The sequence below is a fragment of the Roseateles sp. P5_E1 genome, assembly GCF_054049335.1.
Map to the genome: position 1 here is coordinate 1 of NZ_JBFUMN010000200.1, position 708 is coordinate 708.

General features: G+C 67.4%; 1 protein-coding gene. It reads left to right on the forward strand.

What is annotated here, in order from left to right; translation table 11 throughout:
- Positions 1-521: PQQ-dependent sugar dehydrogenase (locus ACXJKJ_RS30595; RefSeq protein WP_457395210.1), on the forward strand; the 521-nt coding region annotated here is incomplete at its 5' end.
- Positions 522-708: the final 187 nt, after the last annotated feature.

Below are 708 nucleotides of genomic sequence, written 5' to 3' on the forward strand. Positions count from 1 at the left end.
CCGACAACCCGTTCGCCTCGCAGGGCGGCGTGGCCGCACAGGTCTGGTCGCTGGGGCACCGCAATGCACTGGGCATCGCCTTCGATGCGCGCGGCAAATTGTGGGTGCACGAGATGGGCCCGGCCGGCGGCGACGAACTCAACCTGATCGAGCGCGGCGCCAACTACGGCTATCCGATCGTGTCCAACGGCAACCATTACGACGGCCGCGATATTCCCGACCACGCCACACGCCCCGAATTCACAGCGCCCAAGGTGAGCTGGACCCCGGTGATTTCGCCGGCCGGTTTCATCATCTACAGCGGGACGCAGTTCCCGCAGTGGAAGGGCAGCGGCTTTATCGGCGGGCTGTCGTCCAAGGCGCTGGTGCGCGTGGCCTTCGACGGCGACAGCGCGCATGAAGCCGAACGCTTCAACATGGGCGAGCGCATCCGCGAAGTGGAGCAGGGCCCAGACGGTGCGATCTGGCTGCTGGAAGACGGCAAGAACGGGCGCCTGCTGAAGCTCACGCCCAAGGCGTGATCCTGACATGCCCGCCCTCCCGGTCCTCGAGGCCGGAAGGGCGGGCAGGGCCGGTCAATCCTGCACGGTGATGACCTTGACGTCCGAGCGGGTGCAGTCCTTGTCCAGGCACTTGCCGCCGATCCAGACCTGGCCACCTACCCGGCGCGGCTGCTGGCGCTGATGCTGCGCGAAGCCGGCATCGCCT